The sequence below is a fragment of the Streptomyces sp. NPDC017943 genome, from assembly GCF_044328425.1.
GTDB classification, from domain to species: domain Bacteria; phylum Actinomycetota; class Actinomycetes; order Streptomycetales; family Streptomycetaceae; genus Streptomyces; species Streptomyces djakartensis_A.
The window spans coordinates 1-3,660 of record NZ_JBIRHH010000067.1 but is presented as its reverse complement, the minus strand read 5'-3'; the positions used below and the strand labels follow the sequence as shown (position 1 = coordinate 3,660).

General features: G+C 67.4%; 4 protein-coding genes and 1 pseudogene. All 5 read right to left on the bottom strand.

Going from position 1 to position 3,660, the window contains the following annotated elements; all coding sequences use genetic code 11:
* A partial coding sequence (locus ACH4C6_RS36185) for a transposase (RefSeq protein ID WP_398112815.1) occupies window positions 1-571 on the bottom strand: 571 nt, incomplete at its 3' end.
* 259 nt (window positions 572-830) lie between these two features.
* Window positions 831-2,144, bottom strand: a complete 1,314-nt coding sequence (locus ACH4C6_RS36180; RefSeq protein WP_398112814.1) for a hypothetical protein — start codon at window positions 2,142-2,144, stop codon at window positions 831-833.
* 137 nt (window positions 2,145-2,281) lie between these two features.
* Entirely contained in the window at window positions 2,282-2,899 is a 618-nt protein-coding gene (locus tag ACH4C6_RS36175; protein WP_398112813.1) for a restriction endonuclease, read from the bottom strand.
* Between the two features lie 86 nt (window positions 2,900-2,985).
* A complete protein-coding gene (locus ACH4C6_RS36170; protein ID WP_366900726.1) occupies window positions 2,986-3,252 on the bottom strand; it encodes a hypothetical protein in 267 nt (88 codons plus the stop codon).
* Between the two features lie 293 nt (window positions 3,253-3,545).
* Window positions 3,546-3,660 (bottom strand): annotated as a pseudogene (locus tag ACH4C6_RS36165) (IS5/IS1182 family transposase); the annotation flags it as partial.

Below are 3,660 nucleotides of genomic sequence, written 5' to 3'. Positions count from 1 at the left end.
ACAGCTTCCACAGGATCCCGTTGACCACCTGACGGCGATCCCGCACCGGACGACCCATCCGCGGCGGAGCCAGCAACGGCTCGATCACCGCCCACGACTCATCAGTCAGCTCATGACGACGCACCACGAACAGAACAACGAGCAAAGCACTTTGCGGACACGACCTAATGCTGTCTGTCAAGCCGTGAGAGCGGTGGGAGGCACGGCCTCGTAGGTCCGTCCGTCGCGTAGAAAGCGCCCAGAGGACGTTGACGCGGCGGCGGGCCAGGGCCAGGACGGCCTGGATGTGGCGCTTGCCCCCAGAGCGTTTGCGTTCGTGGAACCGGCGGGACTCAGTGCAGTGGCGGATGCTGAGCAACGCGGAGATGTAGAACACTCGTTGGAGCCGGCGGTTGTAGCGGCGTGGGCGGCGAAGGTTGCCGCTGATCTTCCCGGAGTCGCGGGGAACGGGAGCAACGCCGCCGAAGCCGGCGAGGCGGTCAGGAGTGCCGAAGAGACTCATGTCGCCGCTGGTCGCGGCCAGGAACTCGGCACCGAAGATCACGCCCAGGCCGGGCATGCTGATGATCACTTCGAAGTCCCGATGCTCGCGGAATCGGGCCTCGATCGCCTTGTCGAGCTCGGCACCTGCAACAGATCCCCGCTACAAATCAGCCGGAAATCGCGAAAAATCTGCAGCCTGTACGCCGCTCGGGCGGACGGCGTGCAACGTCTGGCGCGGACATGCGCGCGCAGCGCGTGATCTGAGCCCTGCATATCCCAGAGGGCGGGCGAGGGCCATCCCAACGACGCATCTCGCTGGCCAGGAGTGAGGCCGGCCTCGTGCTCCGTCACACTGAGGAATGCCGGATGATGTGGCGGAGCCGCTTCTCCACTTCGTATCGGTTGAGGCCCTTCGATCTCGCGTACTGGGTGACGGCAGCTTGGACAGTTACAGCAGCATCGCGCCACGCCTGACGCTGCCGGTCGCGTTCTTCGTGGTCGGTGAGCTGTTCCAGTTGCGCGTGCGCTTTGTCGGCCGCCTGCTGCAGCTTCACGAGCTCAGTAGGCAGACCGCTCGGGTGCAGTGGGGAATGGCTGGCGGCCGCAGGCTGCACCAGGGCCGTCTGCTCTTCGACGGATGTCGGTCGGGCCGAGTTCTGGGCTTCGGGGCGGTTCAGGCTGAGGGCCAGGGCGTCTGAGCTCTGGAGGGACAGCTTGCAGGTGGGCCGGTTATGGCTGGCGCGGGCAAGCGCCGTCGGCTCGTGGACGGGCGGTAGCTGAGTGTCGTCGCTGCGGAAGTCTTCCAGGCGGTCATGGTCGGCGTTGGTGACCCAGAAGCGGTGGGTGGTAGCGCCGACGCGGAACTGCACCGGCACGATGGTGCCGGCCGCAGTCCGGCGCACCAGGTCGTCGAACAGGACGTCGCGTGGTTTGGAGGTCGCGTGGAAGCGGCCGCACCGGCGCACGCCGTCGGGGCAGGGGTAGACGGCGCGGAGGTCGCAGTGCCAAAAGTCCAGGACGCGGAAGCCGGAGACGACGCGCAGGTCGCCGTTCTTGGCGATGACGTAGGCGGGGAGGTTGTCGCTGCGCGTCCAGTGCGTGTCGTTGCGGCGGGCATAGTCGGACCGGTCGGTGTGCCAGGCAGGAGTGATCCCGTTCTTCTCGGCTTTCGCCGTGCGGGCGCGGACGCTGCGTGGCCCGTGCATGCCGGCGGACGACAGCTGCACCTCCCAGCCGATGCGACGTCCGCCGGCGCCTTCGACGAGAGTGTCGGTCTGAATCCAGCTGCGGCCCACACGGGTGCGGACCTCGCTGTCGGCCTGGAAGCCGTCCTCTTGCGCCACGCGCAGAATGCGATCCTGGTACGCCTTGTGCTCGTCGCTCATCGGCAGGGTGTGGCGGTCCTCGTCCTCGGCCTTCTCATGGACGGCTTCCCGGCGCCCCGCACGCAGCCGAAGGTGCATCCAAGCCTCCACCCCGGCCTCCTGACACACACCGCCACACTGCAGATCCCGCTCGGCAACCGGCACATCACGCGCGGCATAGAACCGGTCCGTGCGGTAGACGGTTTCCCACAGATCGGAAAACTCCGGATGTCCTAGGTCATCGCGGGTCAGGTCCAGATAGATCCGCAACTTCGTGTGCCAGACGATATTGGCCACTCACAACTACCCTTCTGCCGCAAAAGTCCCAGCGAAGGGACAGTAGAGCTCGCCACTGACAACCGGCAGGCCACCCGCATGCGGCAAGAGCAGAAGGCGACCAAGCTCAGGACAGGTCGAGCGCCTCAAGTGCCGCGTCACGACTGGGCCGTTGGCCGTCGTGGTGGCGGCACCGCACTCAGCAGCTCCCACAGAGGGCGCGAGCCGGCTGCCCACTGCGCCAGAACCTGGCGGTCCACGAGATGCAAGCGCTGCTGGCGGGCGAAGGCGCGGCCGGGTTGGGTGATGCGGCCGTTGGTGACCATGACGACGACGTCGGCTTTGTGGACGGGGCGGCCTGTGCCGTTGAGGACTTGCAGTTCGGGCGTGCCGACGGCCGCGCCCTGGTTGCCGTTTTTGCGGTGCTTGCACTGGATGACCCAGCGCCGGCCGAAGGGGTCGGTGGCCTTCACGTCCGCGCCGAGGTCACCCTGGCCACCGACCTGGACGGCGTCCGTGCAGCCGTCGCGGTACATCAGGTCCCGGATCGCGTGCTCGAACTGGCGGTGGGCGAGACCGTCCAACTGCATCAGTTCGTAGCGCAGTGCGCGCGCCTGGGCCTGTTGCCACTGGATGCGTTGGGTTCGTTGCTGCCACCAGGCCCAGCCGCCCAGCAACACGACAAGGGCAGCGACGATCAGGACCCACCAGTGGGCGATCAGCCAGTTGACGGCCGTGACCATCAGGCTGACGGCTGCGGCCGCCGCGACCGCCACGACCAGCAGCTGCGTGCTGTCCCGCTGCTGTCGGCGGCTGCGGCTAGGGCGCCGGGTGGGCCTGCGGCGCTGCGTTGGGCGCCGGCTCACCGCCCGGCGCCCAACGTGGAGGAGTTGATCGGGTAGGAGACGGTCGGTGTAGGCGGAGCAGGCTTCCTCTCCGGGGCGGGGAACTTGATGGGGTACGACACCGTGGGCTGCGGCACGCTCCTGCGCGGTGCGGCCTGGCCGCCGTGGTCGAAGCGGATCGGGTAGGTCACCGCCTGCCCGTCCCCTGGCCTGGAAGACGGGCTGGTCGTGTTCCCGGCTCCCTGGTTGCTGTTGCCGAACCCCACGACGGCCACGGCAACCATCGTGAAGATCGTGAGTTCCCGTCGGGCGCCGGGCGCCCACCGAGGATGTCCGCGTACCGGCGTCCCGTCGGAACGCACATACGACCGCACGAACGGCATCTGGTCCTCCCCCGAATCAGCCTGTTCAAGTGAGGACCATGCTGGAGGCGACCACCGACAAACGATCTAGGACGCAGGGGTGCAGAGTGCCTGTTCAGGACACCCGCTCCCCGTCTCGCACATCAGGTTGCTGTCCTACTTCGCTCGGCCAGCAGTTCTACACCTCCGGCCTGTTCGGCTGCTAAGACCGTGTCCTACGTGGTGAGGCGGAGGTGTCGTTTGTAGCAGCAGATGGTGGCGGCGAGGCCGAGGAAGGCGAGGTAGTTGCGGGGGTTGCGTTCGTAGCGTGGGCTGAGTCGGCGGTAGCCG

What these genes read in the sequence shown, in the direction of transcription:
- ACH4C6_RS36170 (WP_366900726.1), bottom strand. Translation starts at nt 3,252, where the DNA reads ATGGTTGCCGTGGCCGTCGTGGGGTTCGGCAACAGCAACCAGGGAGCC.